Raw genomic sequence first — 18,018 nt, 5'->3', positions numbered from 1 at the left:
GCGCGGGCCTGGCGCTCAAGCTCAACGGCGGCGCGGACTTCGCCATCGCCGGCGACGGGGCCTACACCTTCCCGGGCGGCCTGCCGAGCGGCACGGCCTATACGGTGACGGTGAGCGCCGCGCCCGTCGGCCAGACCTGCTCGGTGGCCAACGGCAGCGGCACGGTGGCCGGTGCCAACGTGACCAATGTCGATGTGACCTGTGCGGACATCCCGCCGCAGTCCTATCCGGTGGGCGGGCAGGTGAGCGGGCTGACGGTGCCGGGACTGGTGCTGGCGCTCAATAACGGCACCACCCGGACGATCGTCGCCAACGGCACCTATGCCTTCGTTCCCGGCGTTCCGACCGGCTTCGCCTACGAGGTCACGATCCAGTCCCAGCCGTCCGGCGTGGCCTGCACGGTGGCCAACGGCAGCGGCACGATGGCTTATGCGGCGGTCACCAACGTCGACGTGAGCTGCGCCGCACAGGGTCCGGCGATCTTCGCGGACGGGTTTGAAGCCACGCCGTAAGCACCACATCGGGGCGGCGGAGCCTTCGCCGCCCCGATGATCGCCCCCGGAGTGCGCGCTCAAGGCGCATTGCGATGCAGTCTGTGAGGCGCGTCACGCCAACCGCTGCAGCGCAGCATTCCTTGCCCGACCTGCTCTGGCAGACTGCGGCGCATGGTAGCCATTCCTTCCGATGTTTCCGTTGTCCGGCCGGCGCGGATTTCCGCGCCGGCGCTGCGTCAGGCGCTCGCGGCCGGCATGCATCAGCTGGTCTCGCGGCGCGAGCACCTCAACAGGATCAACGTGTTTCCGGTGCCCGACGGTGATACCGGAAGCAACCTTGCGTTCACCGTCGGCTCGGTCCTTGCGGGGAGCCTCAGCCAGCGTGCGACCTCGGCCGGAGCGCTGCTGCGCGCGGTGGCCGAAGACGCCATCGAAGGCGCGCGCGGCAATTCCGGCGCGATCCTCGCGCAATTTTTCTGCGGGGCCAGCCAGACCGTGGGCGATGCCCCGCTGTTGACGCGCGAAGCCATCGCCGAGGCGGTGGACGCCGGCTCGCGACAGGCGCGCGGCGCGCTGTCGCAGCCGCGCGAGGGCACGATCCTGAGCGTGATCCAGGCCTTCGCCGACGCGCTGCGGATGCCGCACGCGGATTTCGGCCACTGGTTCGGCAGCGCGGTGGCACGCGCACGGGACGCGCTGGCCGATACGCCGCGGCAGCTTGCGGTGCTGCGCCAGGCCGGCGTGGTGGATGCCGGCGCTCAGGGATTCGTGGACTTCATCGAAGGCATGCACGGCTATTTCCTCACCCGCCGGCTGCAGGTGGTGTCGGCGCAGGGCACCGGCGGATCCGTGGAATCGGCGGCGCTGCACTGGCACGAGGAAGCCGACGCTTCGCGGCCCTGGTGCAGTGAATGCCTGGTTGCGGCCGACGCGATCGACCAGGCCGGGCTGCGCGCCGCGCTGGACGCGCTCGGGGCCGACAGCGTGGTGGTGGCGGGCACCGCGCAGCGGCTGCGCGTGCATGCCCACGTGGCCGATCCGGCGCTGCTGTTCGAAGCGGTCGGGCGCTTCGGCGCGCTGAGCGCGCGCAAGGCCGAAAACATGTGCGCCCAGCACCGCGCCGCGCAGCGCGCCGGAGAGGTGACCGTCGTGACCGACTCGGCCTCCGACTTGCCGGCCGATCTTCTGGAAAGCCTGCCGCTGGAACTGGTGCCGGTGCGGGTGAGCTTCGGGACCGAGGACTTCCTCGATCGCGTGTCCATCAGCACCGCCGAGTTCCACCGGCGCCTGCGCCAGGCCGCTACCCTGCCGCAAACCTCGCAGCCGCCGCCCGGCGATTTCCGCCGCCAGTTCGAGCTGTCCCTGTCGCATGCGCGCCACGTGGTCTATGTCGGGCTGTCGCGCCCGCTCAGCGGCACGCTGCAGTCGGCCGAAACCGCCGCCGCGCGCTGCGAGTCGGGGCAGGTGCGGGTGATCGACAGCCGGCAGGCGTCGTGCGCCCAGGCCCTGCTGGCCATCGCTGCCGCCGAATGTGCGGCCGGGGGCGGCGACGTAGAGGCGGTCTGCGCCCGGGTGGATGCGCTGATCCCGCACACCTTCCTGTTTGCGGCGGCGCGCGACATCAGCCATGCGGTTCGCGGCGGGCGCATCCCGCGCCGGGTCGAGCCGGTGGCGCGATTCCTCGGCCTGACCGCGATCGCGCGCACGCGGCCGGACGGCAACCTGCGCGTCGCCGGCGCGCTGCTGGGATCGCGGCGCGTGCCGCAGCGTTTGGCCCGCTACATCGCGCGGCGGCTTCCCTCCGCTGCGGGCTGGCGGATCATGGTGGGCCACTGCGATGCGCGCGACGATGCGGCGCAGCTACTTGCAGCACTGCGTGAACTATTGCCGACAAGTGATTGCTGGATAACGGAAACGGGGCCTGCCATCGGTGCCCATGCCGGGCCGGGAACGCTGGTGGTCGGGCTTCAGGCCGCGCTGCATCCACCAGCAGCCGGCCGCTGAATCCCGTGGCCGTTTCCGCGCCTGTACTCGGTGCCGGTCTGCTGTTGGCGGCGTATCTCCTGGGCTCGCTTTCGGGCAGCCTGATCCTCGGCCGGCTCATCGGCGTCGACATCCGCAAGAGCGGCAGCGGCAACGCCGGCGGCACCAATGCCCTGCGCACGCGCGGCTGGCGTTTTGCGCTGGGCGTGGTGGCCATCGACGTGGGCAAGGGCGTGCTGGCGGCGCTGCTGCCGCTGGCCGTGCCGCTCGAATCCGCGCTGGTCTGGCCGCTGCAGGCAGCCTGCGGCATGGCGGCTGCCGCGGGCCACGTCTGGCCGGTGTTCTTCGGGTTTCGCGGCGGCAAGGGCGCGGGAACCCTGATCGGCGCGCTGGCGGTAGTCTGGCCGGTGGCGGCGGTCGGCGTGGTGGCGGTTTGGCTGCTGGTGCTGTTTTCGACCGGCTACGTCGGGCTGTCCACCGTGCTGGCGGCTGCCGCGCTGGTGCCGCTGGCGCTGCTGGGGCCGGAAATCGGACTTGCCGGGCGGCTGACGCTTGCGCTGATCGCATCGGGCTTCATCGCGTTCACCCATCGGGACAACCTGCGCCGCCTGTGCGCCGGCACCGAGTACCGCTTCGAGAAGGCGCGGCTGTTCGCGCGGCTGCGGCGCGCGCAGCGCTGAGCCGGGGTCGCTATCCTTGGCGTATCAAGACAGCGGGGCGCGACCCGCCCTGGGAGATGACGCGGTGCAGGTGGCATACGAACCTGGAAATCTGATCGAAGCGCACCTGGTCAAGGGTCTGCTGGCCCAGGCCGGGATCGAATCCTGGGTGCGCGGCGAGCATCTGGTCGGCGCGATCGGCGAACTGCCCGCCATCGGCTTGCTCGCGGTGATGGTGGCCGACGAGGATGCCGAGCAGGCGCGCGGCGTGATCGAGGACTGGAACCACGCCACGCCGATCGACGATGCGCCCCAGGGTGCCGACGGAAGCTTCCTGGCGTGAACGCGATCCGCCGCGCCGCGCTTGGCCGCATCCGGGCGTGTTGGCACAATGCCCACCTGCTGCCCCACGGCTGAATCCATGTCTTATCTCGTCCTCGCCCGCAAATGGCGGCCCCGGCGCTTTTCCGAGCTGGTGGGCCAGGAGCACGTCGTGCGCGCGCTGTCCAACGCGCTGGAAACCGGTCGCGTTCACCACGCTTTCCTGTTCACCGGCACGCGCGGGGTGGGCAAGACCACGATCGCGCGCATCTTTGCCAAGAGCCTCAACTGCGCGCGCGGCGTGGGTGCCGAGCCCTGCGGCGAGTGCGAGGTGTGCGTGGCGGTGGACGAGGGCCGCTTCGTGGACCTGCTGGAGATCGACGCGGCCTCCAACACCGGTGTGGACGACGTGCGCGAGGTGATCGAGAACGCGCAGTACCTGCCCACCCGCGGCCGCTACAAGGTGTACCTCATCGACGAGGTGCACATGCTGTCGAAAAACGCCTTCAACGCGCTCCTGAAGACGCTGGAAGAACCGCCCGAGCACGTCAAGTTCCTGCTCGCCACCACCGACCCGCAGAAGCTCCTGCCCACGGTGCTCAGCCGCTGCCTGCAGTTCCACCTGCGCCGCCTCAGCGAAGAACAGATCGCAGGCCAGATACGCCACATCCTGACGGCCGAAGGCGTTGCGGCCGAAGAGGGTGCCATCGCCCAGCTTGCACACGCGGCCGACGGCAGCCTGCGCGATGGATTGTCCCTGCTGGATCAGGCGCTGGCCTTCACCGGCGGCGGGCTCACCGACGCCGCCGTGCGCGCCATGCTCGGCACCGTGGACCGCAGCCGGATCGCCGGCCTGCTCGACGCCCTGGCCGAGGCGGACGGTACGCGCCTGATGCAGGTCGCCGCCGACGTGGCGGGATTTTCTCCGGATTTCGGTGCCGTGCTCGATGCGCTTGCGCACGCGCTGCACCGCGTCCAGATTCGCCAGCTCGTGCCCGGCGTCGAGGCCGAAGCCGAAGGCGTGGATGTGGCCGCGCTGGCGGCGCGGCTTTCGCCGGAGATCGTGCAGCTCTGGTACCAGATGGCGGTCAACGGCCGCCGCGACATCGACTTTGCTCCCAGCCCGCAGGTCGGCTTCGAGATGAGCCTGCTGCGCATGCTCGCCTTCCAGCCGATGGGCGATGCGGAAGAGGGCGCGACACCCGCGCGGCCGTACGCGCCAGCGCAGGTTCCCGCCGCGCCTGCGCGCACCGCGCCGCGCGTGCAGGAAAGCCCGATACCCGCGCCTCCACCATCGCAAGCGGCCGCTCCGCCTCCTGCGCCCGCGGCAGCGGCCCCGTCGGTATCGCGGGCCGCCGCGGCGCAGCCGGTAACCGACAACGACAGCTGGCTGGCGGCGCTGCAGGCCTGCGGCATTTCCGGCCCCGCGCGCGAGCTGGGGGCCAACCTGCAGTTCGTCGGCGCGGACGATGGGCGCATTCGCGTGCACCTGCCGGCCAGCGTCGATTACCTGAAGTCGCCCGTCACCCTCGGCCAGCTCAGCGAAGCCCTGGGTCAGGTGCTCGGCACCGCGCCGCGGCTGGAGTTCGTGGCCAAGGCGGGCAGCGCACCGGTGGAAACGCTGGCCGATCGCCGCCGCAGCCGGAACCATGCGCTCGAAGCCTCCGCGCGCGAGGAGTTTTCCGCCCATCCGCTGGTGCGCGACCTGGTGGGCGAGGGCGGCAAGGTCCGCGAGGAATCGATCCGCCCGCGTGCGCCGGGCGGCTGACCGGCTGCGTCCCCGCACGCCGGCCATCGCGACCGCGAGCGGCAGGGCCTTTCACCTTTCATCCCATAGGAGACGCGCAATGCGTGGACAACTCGGCAACCTGATGCAGCAGGCCCAGCGCATGCAGGAAAACCTGCAGAAGGCGCAGGAAGAACTGGCCCAGCTTGAAGTCACCGGTCAGTCCGGTGGCGGCATGGTGCAGGTCACCCTTACCGGCAAGATGGAAGCGCGCCGCGTACGCATCGACCAGAGCGCCGTCGGCGACGATGTCGAAATGCTCGAAGACCTGATCGCGGCAGCCATCAACGATGCCGTCAACAAGGTCAACGAGGAAAGCGGCAGGCGCATGGCCGGAGCCACGGCGGGTTTGCCGCTGCCGCCGGGCATGAAGATTCCCGGGCTGTTTTGAGCCTGCGGTCGCTTCGGTGAGCTCCTCCCGCCGGCTCGAAGAGCTGATCGAGGCGTTGCGCTGCCTGCCCGGCGTGGGCGCGCGCACCGCCCAGCGTATGGCTCATCACCTCCTGGAGCGCAACCGCGACGGCGGCCGTCGGCTGGCGCAGCGATTGGCCGAGGCCATGGACGGCATCGGCAACTGCGCGCGCTGCCGCAACTTCAGCGATACCGAGCTGTGCAGCGTGTGCACCAATGCCAGCCGCGATGCTTCGCTGCTGTGCGTGGTGGAGATGCCGGCCGACCAGGTGGCGATCGAACAGGCCACCGGCTACCGCGGCCGCTATTTCGTGCTGCAGGGCCGGCTGTCACCGCTCGACGGACTGGGTCCGCGCGAACTGGGTCTGGACCTGCTCACCGAGCGTCTGGCCGAAGGCGAGGTGCGCGAGCTGATCATCGCCACCAATCCCACCGTCGAAGGCGAGGCCACCGCCCACTATCTCGCCCAGCTCGCGCGCCAGCACGGCGTGCGCCCCAGCCGCCTTGCGCACGGCGTGCCGCTGGGTGGCGAGCTGGAATACATCGACCGCGGCACCTTGGCACACGCCTTCGGGGCGAGGCAGGATGCGGGTTGAGCCACAACCTTTCGGAGGACCCCATGACCCAACCCAACGACACCCTCTTCGGCAAGATCATCCGGCGCGAAATCCCGGCGAAAATCGTCTACGAAGACGAGCGCGTGCTGGGGTTCCACGACATCGATCCCAAAGCACCGACCCACATCCTGTTCATCCCCAAGCGCTACATTCCCACGCTCAACGACGCCACCCCCGACCAGGCCGAACTGCTGGGGCAGCTGATGCTCGCGGCCGCCGGTTACGCCCGCGAACACGGCTTTGCCGAAGAAGGCTACCGCGTGGTGATGAACTGCAACGCCTGGGGCGGCCAGACCGTCTACCACATCCACCTGCACCTCCTCGCCGGTCGCCAGATGGTGTGGCCACCGGGCTGATCGCGACGCTCGCGATTCGTGCCCGCAGACCGGATGCGCCGACGATCGCCTCAAACCCGCTCGCGCAGCTGCGCAAGCAGCTCCAGTGAACGGCGGCGTACGCGGTGGTCGTGGACGTGGCAGTTGACGATCAGCTCGTCGGCGCCGGTGCTTTGAATGAACGCCCGCAGCTGCGGCTCGACCTCGGCCGGTGAGCCGACGAAGCTGACCGACAGGGTTTTTTCCACGTGCGCGCGTTCGGCCGGCGACCAGAAGCTTTCCATGTCCGCCCGCGGCGGCGGCAGCTGGCCGGGCTGGTTGCGGATCAGCTGCACGAACTGCTGCTGCTGCGAGGTTGCCGCCAGCCGCGCCTCGTCGCCGTCGTCGGCCAGGATCACGTTTGCCGCGACCATCGCGCGGGACTTGTCCAGCCGCGCCGAAGCGCGGAACAGGCGGCGATAGGTGGAAAGCGCGGCATCCAGCTGCGCCGGCGCGAAATGCGAGGCGAAGGAGTAGGGCAGGCCCATCATCGCCGCCAGCTGTGCGCCATAGAGGCTCGAGCCCAAGATCCAGACCGCCACATCCAGGCCGGCACCCGGCACCGCCTGCACTGCCTGGCCCGGACGCGCCGGGGCGAAATAGCCGATCAACTCGTTGACATCATCGGGGAAACCGTCGACATCACCGGTCAGATTGCGGCGCAGGGCATGTGCGGTGCGCTGGTCGGTGCCCGGCGCGCGGCCAAGGCCGAGATCGATCCGGTCCGGATACAGCGAAGCCAGTGTGCCGAACTGTTCGGCGATCACCAGCGGCGCATGGTTGGGCAGCATCACGCCGCCGGCGCCGACCCGGATGCGCGAGGTGGCACCGGCGACATGGCCGATCAGCACCGAGGTCGCGGCGCTGGCGATGCCGGTCATGTTGTGGTGCTCGGCCAGCCAGTAGCGGTGGTAGCCCAGGCTCTCGGCCCACTGTGCCAGATCGCGGGTTTCCGCGAACGACTGCGCGGCGGTGCCGCCCTGGCGGATCGGCGCCAGGTCCAGGATCGAAAACGGAATCATGCTGTCCTCACAAGGGGTGCGTCTGGCGGCAGTTCAGGCGCCGGACGGCAGGAAATCGAATCGTGGAAACCAGCGCCGCGGCACGCGTGCGGGCCTGTGTTCTTGATCGGGTCCGGTACGGTGAATCTCAAGTCCGGCAGCGATGCGCGCCGGCGTTTGCGTGCCTCAACGCCCGGTCCAGGCCAGTACGGTGATTTCCTCGCGGTCGTGGTAGAGCTGGCGGGCGCGGGTTTGTACCGCGATGTCCGCCGCTTCGCAGCGCGCGTGGAAATCGCCGAGGTTGGCCTGTACTTCGGCCCAGCGCTTCTTCATCGGCAGCTTGAGGTTGAAGATGGCGTGGCGGCACCAGCCGTGGACGAACCAGTCGGCCATGCGCGCCGCGACACGACGGGGCTGCTCCACCATGTCGCAGACCATCCAGTCGAGCGGGCGCGGTGGTTGCCAGGTGAAGCCGTCGGCGCGCAGGTGTTCGACCAGGCCGGTGTCGAGCAGGGCCGGCTGGATCGGGCCGTTGTCGATCGCGATGACGCGCACATGGCGGCGCGCGAGGATGAAGCTCCAGCCGCCGGGTGCGGCACCGAGGTCGGCGGCGGTCATGCCGGGCTGCAACCAGCGCGCGCGCTCCTCGGCGCTCATCAGGGTTTCCAGCGCCTCCTCGAGCTTGGCGGCCGAGCGGCTCGGTGCGTCCTTCGGAACCCGCAGCCGCGCGATGCCCTGCGGCCACAGCCGTACGCCACGCGGTTCGGACAGGCCGAGCAGGACGTGGGTGCCGGAGAGGAAGCAGACGTGCAGGCAAGGCAGGCGCGGATCGGACAATTCCGCCAGCCAGCCCTCGCGGCGCAGCGCCGGGCGCAGCGCGTTGCCGAAGCTGCGCGCGAGCCCCGCCAGCGGGCGCGCCGCGTCGGAATCGGGGTGTTCGACGATCAGATCGCCCAGCCGGGTGATTCCGGCCTCGCGCAGCGCGGCAAGCATCGGCGCGAGGCGATCCTCGCGCGGCAGGTCGGGCAGGTCGGCGATCACCCGCACGCGCTGGCGCGCGAAGATCAGGTCCCGGGGGCCGGGCAGGGCGTGGTCCGGTGCGGGATCGAAAAAGTGGAATCGGACCCAGCCTTCGCCACGCGTGGCCTGGGGATATCCGGCAAGTTCATGTCGGGCGGCCCAGTCGGCGATTTCGGCCGCGGCTTCGGGCTCGAAGCCGGGGCGGCAGAGGATCAGGATGCCCATGGATCAGTAGTGCGTGCCGCCGCCGCGCGCGTACTGCGCGAGCACCGCGCACGCGGCGTCGCGCGCGATGCCTTCACGCACGGTGATGCCGCGCTGCCGCAGCTCTCCGCGCCAGTCGGCCGGCAGCGGGCCTTCGTCGAACTCGGTCAGCTCCATCACGTCGGCGGCGCTGGCGGCGATCAGGAGGGTGTCGATGCCGGCCCAGAAGGTCGCGCCGTAGCACATGCAGCAGGGCTGTCCGGAGGCCGCCAGGGTGATGCCCGGATGACCGTCGTTGAGGCGCGCGCGGCCGGTGGCGGCCTGTGCGAGCAGGTAGGCCATCATCTCGGCGTGGGCGATGGAGCTGGATTCGGGCACGACGCGATTGACGCCGACCGACAGCAGCCGGCCCTGCGCATCGAAGATCGCGGCGCCGAACGGGCCGCCGGTGCCGCGCTCGACGTTGAGCGCCGACAGCCGCACGGCCAGCGCCATGCGCGCCTCGTCAGTCGGGTAGAGGGCAGCCGCATCGACTTCGGCGTGAATCCAGTCGGGCAGGGCAAGGCGGGCGCTGGCGGTCAGCATGGCGTGGTTCCTGGGAGGTGCGGCGCGGGCATCAGAACACCGTGACGCGGTCTTTTTCCGCGCGCATCATCGAATCCTTGCCGACCTTGCAACTGAAGGCCGTGGCGAAGGGCATGAGGTTGGCGAGCGGGCCGTTGACGCGCCACTTCGCCGGGGCGTGCACGTCGATGCGCGAGAGCAGCTGCAGCTCCTCGTCGCGGTAGTTGCGACGCCACAGCCGCGCATGGGCGAGGTAGTAGCGCTGCGCCGCGCTGAGGGTGCCTTCGGCGGGCAGCGGGCCGAGCGCGTCGAGCGCGGCACGCGCGATCTCGACGCCGGCGAGGTCGGCGATGTTCTCGGGCAGGGTGAGGTGGCCGTTGACCTTGACCTGTCCCAGTACCGGATAGGCGTCGTACTGGGAACGCAGCGGTTCGAAACGTGCGTTGAAGGCGTTGCTGTCCGCCTCCTGCCACCACGGCGCGATGCGGCCCTGGGCATCGAAGCGGCTGCCGATGGCGTCGAAGCCGCGCATCAGTTCGTGCGCCACGATGCTGCCCAGGCCACCGTAGTTGATCGCGGCATCGCCGCCGGCCTGGAAGATCGGCGGCTGCATCAGGCCGGCCGGTACCACCAGCTGGTTGCGCGCCGGATCGTAGAACACGTTGACCGCCTGCGCCGGCTGCGGCCACTGCCATTCCTCGCGCACCTTGTCGGCTGCGGCCATGTGGTGGCGATGCAGCCAGGCGGCGATCGCCAGCACGTTGCCGGCATAGGATTTGGTGTCGAGCTTGAGCCCCTCGTAGCCGAACTCCGCCTCGGGGCCGCCGAGTTTGACGTCGACCGAGTCGATCTTCTCCAGCGCCGCCGCGCGTGCCTGGGTGCCCAGCCAGCTCGCGTCCTCGAGCTGGCCGCGCAGGGTGAGGCGGATGTTCTCGACCAGCGCTTCCGCCGCCTCGCGCGAAGCCGGCGGAAAGTGCGTGCGCAGGTAGCTTTGACCCAGCGCCGGACCCATCAGCGTGTCGACCGTTCCCAGCACGCGCCGCCAGCGCGGCATCGGCTCCTGCGAGCCGCGCAGGGTGCGCAGGTACATGGCGTCGTGCGCGTCGAGGTAGCCGCGCGAGAGATAGGGCGCGAGCGCGTGCGCCGCATGAAATCGCAGGTAGGCACGCCATTGCGCCGGCGAGAGGCCGCTGACCAGGGCGTTGGCCTCGCGGAAGAAGGCGCTGTGCGCCAGCGAGATCGTGGCGTCCTTCGCCAGGCCCTGGGTTCTGATGAACTTCGACCAGGCCAGCGCCGGATAGGTCTTGTCCAGTTCGCGGATCGCCACGACGCGGTAGGAAATCACCGGATCGCGCAGCTGCAGGAGCGTCAGCGAGGCTGCCGCGAGGCGCTTTTCGATGGCGAGCACGGCTTCGGCATCGGCGGCCGGCGCGGGGCTGCCGCTGAGCGTCAGAAGCCGCTCGACGTAGCCCAGATAGGCGGTCAGCAGCAGGCGCGTGTCGGCATCTTCGCGCAGGTAGTAGTCGCGGTCCGCCAGTCCCAGCCCGCCCTGATTGGCGTAGGCGATGCGCTTGGCCGGATTCCTCAGGTCATCGTTGACACCGAAGTCGAACAGCACCGGAATGCCGCGCGCGTGCAGTTCGGCGATCACCGGCGCGACGTCGCGGGTCTTGGCGATCCTGTCGATGCGCGCCAGCAGCGGCTGCAGCGGCGCGGCACCCGCGGCTTCCACCGCGGCCTCGTCCATGCCGCTGGCGTACAGATCGCCGAGCAGGCGTTCGACGTGGTCGCTGCTGGTGGCCGCCTGTTCCAGCAGGGTGCGCTGCTGCTGCAGGCCCTGCAATCCGACCTCCTCGAAGGTGCCCCAGCTCGCGAAACCAGCGGGCACCGGGTTGTCGCGCAGCCAGCCGCCGTTGGCGTGCTGGTAGAAGTCGGCGCAGGCGGGCGTGGCGGTATCGAAGGCGCGCGGGTCGAGCATGGCATCGGCCCGCGCGCCCGGCGGCAGCGCCAGAGCGAGGAGCAGGGCCAGCGAGGTCAGCGTCGAGGATCGGGTCATGGCGGGAGATTCAGGTGAGAAGCGGGACAGGCGATGAGTCGCGGCCGTGCATCGGGAGCCGCGATGATCAGCCGGCGAAGGTTGCCAGCCCAAGGCTGCGCGGTGCGATCGAATGCGGCTGCAGCGTGACGAAGCGCGGCGCGGCGCGGTCGGTCCCGGCCAGAAGCTGCACGCAGGCCCGGGCGTAGGCCGAAGGATCGGGCAGGGTGGAGGCGTCCTCGGCGAAAAACGCGCGCGCTCGCAGCGCGCTGCGCATCGGGCCGGGTTCCACGCCGTGCACGCGGATTGGCGAGTTCTCCAGCTCATCGGCCAGGATCGAGACCAGACCGCGCAGTGCGTGTTTTGCCACGCCGTACGGGCCCCAGAAGGCGCGTGCGGTGCGCTGCGCATCGTCCAGCGCGAACAGGACGCAGGCATCCTCGCGCTCGCGCAGGAGCGGCAGGCAGGCGCGGGTGAGGAGAAAGGGCGCGGTGAGGTTCACATGCAGGCCGGTGAACCAGTCTTCCAGCGGCAGGTTCTGAAGCGAGGACAAGCCCTTGAGTTCGGCCGCGCAGTGCACGATGCCATCCAGCCGGCCGTACTCGTCGGCGATGGCGCGCGCCAGGACGTCGTAGTCCTCGGGCACCGCTCCGGAAAGATCCATCGGGTAGATCGAAGGCGTGCGGCAGCCTGCCGCCTCCAGTTCATCATGCAGACGGGTGAGTCTGGGCACGCGCCGGCCGAGCAGCACCACGTTCGCCCCGGCTGCGGCGCTGGCGCGCGCCACCGCCTCGCCGAGGCCGCCGTTGGCACCCGTGATCAGGATGACGCGGTTGGCCAGCGGCGGTGATGCGGCACCGTCATTTGCCGCCATCACGCCTCCTTCACCGCTTCGGCCACCATCTGCTGAAGCTCACCCTGCTGGTGCAGTTCCACCGTGATGTCGCTACCGCCGATCAGCTCCCCGCCGATGAACAGCTGCGGGAAGGTGGGCCAGTTGGAATGACGCGGCAGCTGCGCGCGGATCTCGGGGTCGGCGAGGATGTTGACCGCGTGGAAGGGCGTTCCGCAGGTCTCCAGCGCGCGCACGGCGCGCTCGGAACAGCCGCACATCGGGTATTCCGGGGTGCCCTTCATGAACAGCACGACCGGATGGGCGGCGAGCTGCGCGCGGATGCGTTGGGTGGCGCTCATCGTGCTCCAATGAGTTTCCGAAAGGGATGGGAAGATGCCGGCATTGGGCCGGACATGGAGTGGGCTAGAATTGTAGCCGTTGTCGCCGCACCCCGTGCGCGCGTTCCGTCCACACCCGAACCCAAGGAGAGCCACCATGGCCATCGAACTTCCCCCGTTGCCGTATGCGCGCGAGGCGCTGGAGCCGCACATTTCCGCCGAGACGATCGACTTCCACTACGGCAAGCACCATCAGGCCTACGTCACCAACCTGAACAACCAGATCAAGGGCACCGAGCTGGAAGACGCCAGTCTGGAGGCCATTGTGCGCAAGGCGCAGGGCGGCATGTTCAACAACGCCGCCCAGGTCTGGAACCACAACTTTTACTGGCAGTGCCTTTCGCCCAACGGCGGCGGCGCGCCCAACGGCAAGCTGGGTGAGGCCATCGCCAAGGCCTTCGGCTCGTTCGATGCGTTCAGGGAAGAGTTCACCAAGCTGTCGATCGGTACCTTCGGTTCAGGCTGGGGCTGGCTGGTGCAGCGCCCCGACGGCTCGCTCGGCCTGGTCAGCACCTCCAACGCCGGTACCCCGATCACCGGCGACGACACCCCGCTCCTGACCTGCGACGTATGGGAGCACGCCTACTACATCGACTACCGCAACGCCCGCCCCAAGTACCTGGAGCACTTCTGGAACCTGGTGAACTGGGAGTTCGTGGCCGGTCGCCTGAAGTAATCCGCGTACGCCGCCGGGCCCCGCGCGCGGGGCCCGGCCCGCCGCGCGGCGTTGCGGTGGGCCGGCCGGTTCGGCGGCATCGCCTTCGGCGCGCGCCAGCATGCGATCGGTGCCGCTGTCGGCGTCCAGCCGCCTGGCGGCCACCAGCACCAGACGCACGAGCGCGCCGAAGGCGATGGAGCGGGTCACCCGCTCGGCCACGCCCGCGCCTGGTCCAGTACCGCGTCGGTCGCCTGCGCGATCAGCGCGTGGGAAATCTCCACCCCGTACAAGTCCACCAGCGCGGTCTCGATGCCGCGCGTGGTCATGCCGCGGGCGTACAGCGCCAGAATCTTCTCCTCCATCCCGGCCAACCGCACTTGCCGCTTCTTCACCAACTGCGGCTCGAAGCTGCCGTCGCGGTCGCGTGGCGTCTCGACCTGCAGCTCGCCCAGCGTGCTGCGCACCGTCTTGCGGCTCTTGCCGTTGCGCGCATTGCCGCTGCTGCGACCATGCGGCGCATGACCCACGTGCGCCTGCATCTCCGCTTCCAGCGAGCGGTTGATCATGTGCTGCAACATCTGCGAAAACAGCTTCTCCACGTCTCCCGGCGTCCTGCAGTCCGCCGTCAACTCATCCAACGTCGCCTTGCTCAGTTCCATGTGCCTGCTCTCCTCTGCCTTCTTGGCTGTTTATCAGGAGGCAGATACACAGTTCAATTTATAGACTCCTGCTTGGCGTCGTACTGGTAGCGGTGGTCCTGCACGTAGCCGCCCAGGCCGTTGGGATAGCCGGCCACGCGGCGCACGTTGTCGAGCGCGTCGTAGTCGTAGATCTCCTCGCCGTGTGCGCGATGGCTTTCAGGAAGTGAACCTGGCCTGTTAACCGACGGGTTAGCCACCAAAATAGAAATGCACACCGTCACCCTCGGGCATGCAATAAATGGGATTGGCTCCTCCTGTCACCAAATTGGTATCCTCCTCATGCTCAACCTTCCACACCCAATCATCGTCTCCTAAATCATCGCTAGATAACCACAATAAGATTGACGATGTTTCAGTTTTGATAGTAAGTGCGCCGTTGTCCTGCAAGTTGATGTCAACTATTTCTTTTCCGATTAGGCCATAGGCCCGGGACAAGAAGCGTGCTCGCTCCGAAAAAAAATCTTCTTCACCATCGCCAACGGATAAATTATTCGAAATCACACGAGCTTCACAGGTTAGAACAAGATCAACCGTTACGCGCTTTCCCGCGCAAACCTGGTCACTGAAAAACCTTAAAGTGGCTTGAATGCTGTGCGCGCGAATCTCATCGAGATATGCGCCGATCATTATGCCCTTCAACGCGGCTTGCGCATTTTCTGTGGCAACTATTTTGCTAATCATCAAAACTTGTCCGGCTTAAGTGGGATGTGGTTTTTTTCTAACTGCTTGACCTTAGTGATATTTCCCATATTCTTGCCGTCAACTGGGTTTGCCGGCTGTCTTGTTCCTTGCACAGCTGTTACTACTCTTGGTCCATGCTTTGGTCCGCCATTCATTACTCGCACGTCCATTTTCATGTTTGGCACATTGTGTAAAGTTCCGGTCTCGGTGCCTGAGGGGTTTGAAATCGGCCTGCCTTCATGACCGGCCTTCTCAAGGGCGGCACGAGTTTCAGATGGCGTCTTACCTACTCGTACGCCTGCAACTGTAGGGCGCTCTGAATTTCTCAAAACAACACGAGCACCCAAAGCCAACTCAGGACCAACAACAGGAGTTAGAGCAATGGCCACGATAGCGGCAGGAACGGCTACTGCTTCAAAGGGTGCGCGTTCTTCAGCGGTCCAGCTTCCGTAAGAGTCAGTGAACCTTTCAGCCGCCCCTTCCCCGAACCGCCCATCCGGATCCACAAACCTATACGGATTATTATTCGCATACCAATACCGATTGAAGTTGCTCCCGTTGGCGGGATTCACGTCCACCGGGTCGGGGCTCAGGAAGCGCTGCGCGATCGGGTCATAGTAGCGCTGCTGCATGTAGGTCAGGTTGGTCTGCGTGTCGGTCACGTGGCCGGCAAACCCCGGGCCTTCGCGGTAGACGCCGCTGTAGGGCGCGCCGTAGGGCATGCGCACGGTGCGCTGGGTCTGGACGCCGGCGGCGTTGGTCTCGACGTTGGCGCTGCCGATATGGTCGGTGTGGTGCCAGGTGGTCGTGACGGTGCTGCCGGCCAGCGGGCGGCTGCGCTGGGCGACGAGCTTGTTTCCGAGGTGGATGTAGTCGATGCGCTGGTTGTCGCGGCTGTCCTCTGTGTACAGCAGCTGGCCGGCGCGGCTGTACACCTGGTACCGCGTGCTGCCGGTGTTTCTGGTCGAGCGCGTGCGGTGGCCGTGGGTGTCGTAGGCGTAGTTCTCCCAGGTGCTGCCGGCGTAGTAGCGGGTGGCGCGGGTCATGCGACCGGCGGCGTTCCACTGGTAGTTCCAGCTCTGCCCGTGCCCGGTGCGGGTGTGGGTTTCGCCAAAGCCATTGCCGGCAAAGCCCCACTGCTGCGCGCCCAGTTCGTTGTCGATGCGATACAGGCGCTGGCTGGCGTCGTACTGGTAGCGGTGGTCCTGCACGTAGCCGCCCAGGCCGTTGGGATAGCCGGCCACGCGGCGCACGTTGTCGAGCGCGTCGTAGTCGTAGATCTCCTCGCCGTAGATGTTGGGCGCGGTGGCGCTGATCGGGCGATCACGCGCGTCGTATTGCAGGCTGCGGTTCTCGTTGGCGTTCACGCCGTCGAGGATGGAGGTGACGTTGCCGTGCCTGTCGTAGCCGTAGCTGTAGTCCAGCCGCGAGGCGACCCCGCTGTGGTCGCGGATGCGCTGCGGCAGGCCGCGCGCGTTGAGGCTGCGGCTGTGGGTGAGGCCGTTGCCGTAGGTGAAGCCGGCCAAGCTGCCATTGGGGTGATAGGTGGCCGTGCTGGCGTAGGTGCCGGCCTGCCTTGGCTGGCCCAGGGCGTTGGGGGCGAAGCTCACGCTCAGGCCGCTGGGGTAGGTGAGCGTGGACACGTCGCCCAGGCCGGTGTAGCCGTAGCCGATGGCAAATGTGCGCCCGCCCAGCGCCAGTGATTCGGAAGTGGGCAGGCGACGCTTGTTGTAAGCGTAAGTCCAGGTGCCGCCGTCGGCGTTGCTGGCGGTGTTGAGTGCGCCGTCGGCGTAGTAGGTGAAGCTCTCGTTGGCGGTGCCTGCCGGGTGGCTGATCCAGGACAGGCGGCTGCGCGCGTCGTAGCCGCGCTGGCTCTTGATGCTCGCGCCTACCGAGCCGATCTGACAGTCGGCGGTGCTGGTGAGACTGGTGCTGCGCGCGGTCCACAGAAGGTTGCCGGCGGCGTCGTAATCCAGCAGCGTGGCACCCGACTCGGGATCAACGCGCTTGCACAGGCGCTGCTGGGGGTTGTAGACGAAGTGGCGGGTGAGCGACTGCCAGGTGCTGTTCCAGTAGCCGGAGCGGGTGACCGACAGGGGCTTGCCGAATGCATCACGGTTGATCGTGGTGGTGACGCCACCCGGCTCTGAAATGCTTGTGGGGACATCGAAGGTGGGCTGATCGAAGCCCTGGTACCAGGTGTTGGTCTGGTAGCCGCGCGGGTTGGTGACCTGGGTGCGGAAGCCGGGCAGATACTGCGTGGTGGTGGTCAGAAGGCCCTGCTCGCTGTCCTGCGAGACCGAGGTCGGGCGCCCGAGGGCGTCGTAGCCGGTCCAGATGCCGGTGCCGGGAAAGCTGCTGGCGCTGGGGTAGGAGACGAAGATCTCACGGCCCCAGGCGTCGTAGCTGCGCTTGACGTAGCGCGTGGTGGCGCTGTTGGCGGCATCGCGCTCGCGCGTGAGCAGCGGGCGCCATAGGGCGTCGTAATAAGTTTCCTTCACGCGGTTGCCGGTGCTCTCGGTCAAGCGCCAGTGACCGGCAGGGATGCCGAATTCGGTGACGTTCACCTTGACGAAGTTCCGGGAAGTGCTCGACCAGACAGTGCTGTCACCACTCGGGTAGGTAATACCGGCGAGCCGGCCCATCGCGTCGTAGCTGTAGCCGGTGGCGTAGCCCAGTTCGTCGGTGACCTGGGTGATCTCGCCGAGGAAATTCACGACGGCAGTACGGATGGCTCCGCCCGGTGCCTCGGGCGTGGCGGGGTACTTGATGGTGCGCGGCACCCCGCGGTACCAGTTTGAAAGCGTAGTGGCGTAGCCGCGGCCGTCTGTCACCGCGTCTAGAGTGCCGCGCTGGCCGCTCGAGACGGCAGCAGTTGTGTTCCAGGTAAGCGTTTGCAGGGTCTGGCCGAATCGCCTTTCGGTCTGAGGTAGAGCATGGACGGAATCGTAAATGGTTTCACGCAGCAGCGGCGAGGCGCTGCAGCCCGGACGCGACGAGCTGACGCAGGAGACGGTTTTCACCTGGCCGAGCACCCATTTGCTCAGGTTGTTCTCGTAGGTGTAATCCTCGGTGACCTGATGACCGAGAGTGCTTTCGCGCCTGACTCGAAGCGGCTGGGCGAAGGAATTGAACAGGCTGTGGGTGCGGCTGAATTGCGCGTTCTGGCGAATCGTGTATTCGCTGATCAGAGGGCGGTGAAGCCCTTCAGGCCATCGGCCACGCCGATCAGGATGTCGTCCACGCCGCGGGTCTTCAGGTCGTTGAACACCCGCA

General features: G+C 67.9%; 19 protein-coding genes and 1 pseudogene. 10 read left to right on the top strand and 10 right to left on the bottom strand.

Annotated elements, in window-relative coordinates:
* The 8 genes from WB794_RS13045 to WB794_RS13010 form a co-directional block, all read left to right on the top strand.
* Nucleotides 1-512 (top strand): hypothetical protein (locus WB794_RS13045; protein ID WP_337336296.1); only part of this gene is annotated, 512 nt, incomplete at its 5' end.
* A gap of 153 nt (nt 513-665) precedes the next feature.
* On the top strand, nt 666-2,498 hold the full coding sequence (locus WB794_RS13040; protein ID WP_337336295.1) for a DegV family protein: 1,833 nt from the start codon (nt 666-668) through the stop codon (nt 2,496-2,498).
* 5 nt (nt 2,499-2,503) lie between these two features.
* Nucleotides 2,504-3,157: a glycerol-3-phosphate 1-O-acyltransferase PlsY gene (plsY, locus tag WB794_RS13035; RefSeq protein WP_337336294.1), complete on the top strand. Its 654-nt coding sequence runs from the start codon at nt 2,504-2,506 to the stop codon at nt 3,155-3,157.
* Nucleotides 3,158-3,227: 70 nt separating this feature from the next.
* The gene (locus WB794_RS13030; protein WP_337336293.1) at nt 3,228-3,479 is read left to right on the top strand and encodes a putative signal transducing protein; all 252 of its coding nucleotides are present in this window, start codon (nt 3,228-3,230) and stop codon (nt 3,477-3,479) included.
* Nucleotides 3,480-3,557: 78 nt separating this feature from the next.
* A complete protein-coding gene (gene dnaX, locus WB794_RS13025; RefSeq protein ID WP_337336292.1) occupies nt 3,558-5,225 on the top strand; it encodes a DNA polymerase III subunit gamma/tau in 1,668 nt (555 codons plus the stop codon).
* A 79-nt stretch (nt 5,226-5,304) separates the two neighbouring features.
* Nucleotides 5,305-5,634: a YbaB/EbfC family nucleoid-associated protein gene (locus WB794_RS13020; protein WP_337336291.1), complete on the top strand. Its 330-nt coding sequence runs from the start codon at nt 5,305-5,307 to the stop codon at nt 5,632-5,634.
* 16 nt (nt 5,635-5,650) lie between these two features.
* On the top strand, nt 5,651-6,250 hold the full coding sequence (recR, locus tag WB794_RS13015; protein ID WP_337336290.1) for a recombination mediator RecR: 600 nt from the start codon (nt 5,651-5,653) through the stop codon (nt 6,248-6,250).
* Nucleotides 6,251-6,273: 23 nt separating this feature from the next.
* Nucleotides 6,274-6,627, top strand: a complete 354-nt coding sequence (locus tag WB794_RS13010) for a histidine triad nucleotide-binding protein (protein ID WP_337336289.1) — start codon at nt 6,274-6,276, stop codon at nt 6,625-6,627.
* 50 nt (nt 6,628-6,677) lie between these two features.
* Here WB794_RS13010 and WB794_RS13005 read toward each other — a convergent pair whose 3' ends face one another.
* From WB794_RS13005 to grxD, 6 genes are all read right to left on the bottom strand, one after another.
* Nucleotides 6,678-7,667: an LLM class flavin-dependent oxidoreductase gene (locus WB794_RS13005; protein ID WP_337336288.1), complete on the bottom strand. Its 990-nt coding sequence runs from the start codon at nt 7,665-7,667 to the stop codon at nt 6,678-6,680.
* 165 nt (nt 7,668-7,832) lie between these two features.
* Nucleotides 7,833-8,891: a 23S rRNA (cytidine(2498)-2'-O)-methyltransferase RlmM gene (rlmM, locus tag WB794_RS13000; protein ID WP_337336287.1), complete on the bottom strand. Its 1,059-nt coding sequence runs from the start codon at nt 8,889-8,891 to the stop codon at nt 7,833-7,835.
* Nucleotides 8,892-8,894: 3 nt separating this feature from the next.
* Complete coding sequence (locus WB794_RS12995; protein ID WP_337336286.1) at nt 8,895-9,455, bottom strand: nucleoside deaminase; 561 nt, start codon at nt 9,453-9,455, stop codon at nt 8,895-8,897.
* A 31-nt stretch (nt 9,456-9,486) separates the two neighbouring features.
* Complete coding sequence (locus tag WB794_RS12990; RefSeq protein WP_337336285.1) at nt 9,487-11,490, bottom strand: M13 family metallopeptidase; 2,004 nt, start codon at nt 11,488-11,490, stop codon at nt 9,487-9,489.
* 67 nt (nt 11,491-11,557) lie between these two features.
* Nucleotides 11,558-12,343, bottom strand: coding sequence for an SDR family NAD(P)-dependent oxidoreductase (locus tag WB794_RS12985; RefSeq protein ID WP_337336284.1), 786 nt, complete (start codon nt 12,341-12,343; stop codon nt 11,558-11,560).
* Nucleotides 12,343-12,663, bottom strand: coding sequence for a Grx4 family monothiol glutaredoxin (gene grxD / locus WB794_RS12980; RefSeq protein ID WP_337336283.1), 321 nt, complete (start codon nt 12,661-12,663; stop codon nt 12,343-12,345). The genes WB794_RS12985 and grxD overlap by 1 nt, the downstream gene beginning before the upstream one ends.
* A 136-nt stretch (nt 12,664-12,799) precedes the next feature.
* Here grxD and WB794_RS12975 point away from each other — a divergent pair, with 136 nt between their 5' ends.
* Complete coding sequence (locus WB794_RS12975) at nt 12,800-13,378, top strand: superoxide dismutase (RefSeq protein ID WP_337336282.1); 579 nt, start codon at nt 12,800-12,802, stop codon at nt 13,376-13,378.
* 191 nt (nt 13,379-13,569) lie between these two features.
* Here WB794_RS12975 and WB794_RS12970 read toward each other — a convergent pair.
* From WB794_RS12970 to WB794_RS12955, 4 genes and pseudogenes are all read right to left on the bottom strand, one after another.
* Nucleotides 13,570-14,019 (bottom strand): annotated as a pseudogene (locus WB794_RS12970) (transposase); the annotation flags it as partial.
* Between the two features lie 53 nt (nt 14,020-14,072).
* Complete coding sequence (locus tag WB794_RS12965) at nt 14,073-14,258, bottom strand: hypothetical protein (RefSeq protein WP_337336281.1); 186 nt, start codon at nt 14,256-14,258, stop codon at nt 14,073-14,075.
* Entirely contained in the window at nt 14,251-14,742 is a 492-nt protein-coding gene (locus WB794_RS12960) for a hypothetical protein (RefSeq protein WP_337336280.1), read from the bottom strand. Before WB794_RS12960 ends, WB794_RS12965 begins: the two co-directional genes overlap by 8 nt.
* Nucleotides 14,742-17,576, bottom strand: a complete 2,835-nt coding sequence (locus WB794_RS12955) for an RHS repeat-associated core domain-containing protein (protein WP_337336279.1) — start codon at nt 17,574-17,576, stop codon at nt 14,742-14,744. The genes WB794_RS12960 and WB794_RS12955 overlap by 1 nt, the downstream gene beginning before the upstream one ends.
* Before the next feature lie 246 nt (nt 17,577-17,822).
* Between WB794_RS12955 and WB794_RS12950 the strand changes: the two genes are divergently transcribed.
* A partial coding sequence (locus WB794_RS12950; protein WP_337336278.1) for a hypothetical protein occupies nt 17,823-18,018 on the top strand: 196 nt, incomplete at its 3' end.

This window comes from Denitratimonas tolerans (assembly GCF_037203605.1).
Taxonomy (GTDB): Bacteria; Pseudomonadota; Gammaproteobacteria; order Xanthomonadales; family Xanthomonadaceae; genus Denitratimonas; species Denitratimonas tolerans.
This window is presented reverse-complemented; position numbering and strand designations above follow the sequence as displayed.